The sequence below is a fragment of the Dyadobacter sp. genome, assembly GCF_051859145.1.
In the GTDB taxonomy this organism is placed as follows: domain Bacteria; phylum Bacteroidota; class Bacteroidia; order Cytophagales; family Spirosomataceae; genus Dyadobacter.
On record NZ_JBHYGF010000279.1, the window covers coordinates 26,429 to 27,254 of the forward strand.

The window sequence follows — 826 nt, forward strand, 5'->3', positions numbered from 1 at the left end:
GTCCGTCTTCAATCTCTGCAAAAGGAATGCGCGAGATATTACTGTCAAATTCTGATTGGATTGCTGGAAGGTCGGCGCGATCTTTCGCAAGTACAATCGCGATGAACCGGCCGCGCATTCCCTTGTTTTCGTAGTTGCTTTTAGGCGCAGTGTAAGGGAAGTAGATATCCGAATAGGTGTACACACGAGTCGGCGGCCCGCCTTTTACAACGCCTATTACCTTGTAAATAACATTCTCAATCTCAATATTCCGCCCTACCGCAGATCCTGATCCCGGCTCGAAATACTGGTCACGTAATGCGTCGGTAATCACAGCAACACGATCTCCATTCGCAATATTCGTCTCATTGTACGGCTTGCCTTCCAGGAACTCGAAGCCCGTCACATACCAGAAATCCGCATCGGTATATTTGGTATTCAGCTTGATCCGCTTTCCATTTACATAAGTGTTGGAAAAGTTGAAATTGGAGGCGAGGGTGACACGCTCCGCAGATTTCAGGGATTTAGCATGTTTTACCAAAAACCCAAAGCTCGCCGGCCCCGACGACATGCTGTTCATGGTGGAATCTGTTTGCATAACAGTTCCAATATAAAGCGACCTGTCCCGCCGCACTTCCGGGTAATGGGTACCAAAAAGATGATCCAGAAAGGAAGTCAGCACCATGAGCACAGTCAGCGTCAGACTAATGCCGAACAGTGTTATAAAAGTATAGAAAGGATGCCGGAGCAAAACCTTCCAGGCGATTTTGATATAGTTAGCTAGCATTGTGCTTTGTTGTTAAATCTGTTTATTGGGAGGAATGGGAGGATGGAGGAAGGGAGGATG

1 protein-coding gene is annotated in these 826 nt (G+C 47.2%); it reads right to left on the reverse strand.

What is annotated here, in order from left to right; translation table 11 throughout:
* Positions 1 to 766, reverse strand: a 766-nt coding sequence (locus ACTIE6_RS16110) for an ABC transporter permease (protein ID WP_439557615.1), incomplete at its 3' end; no start/stop codon positions are given.
* Positions 767 to 826: the final 60 nt, after the last annotated feature.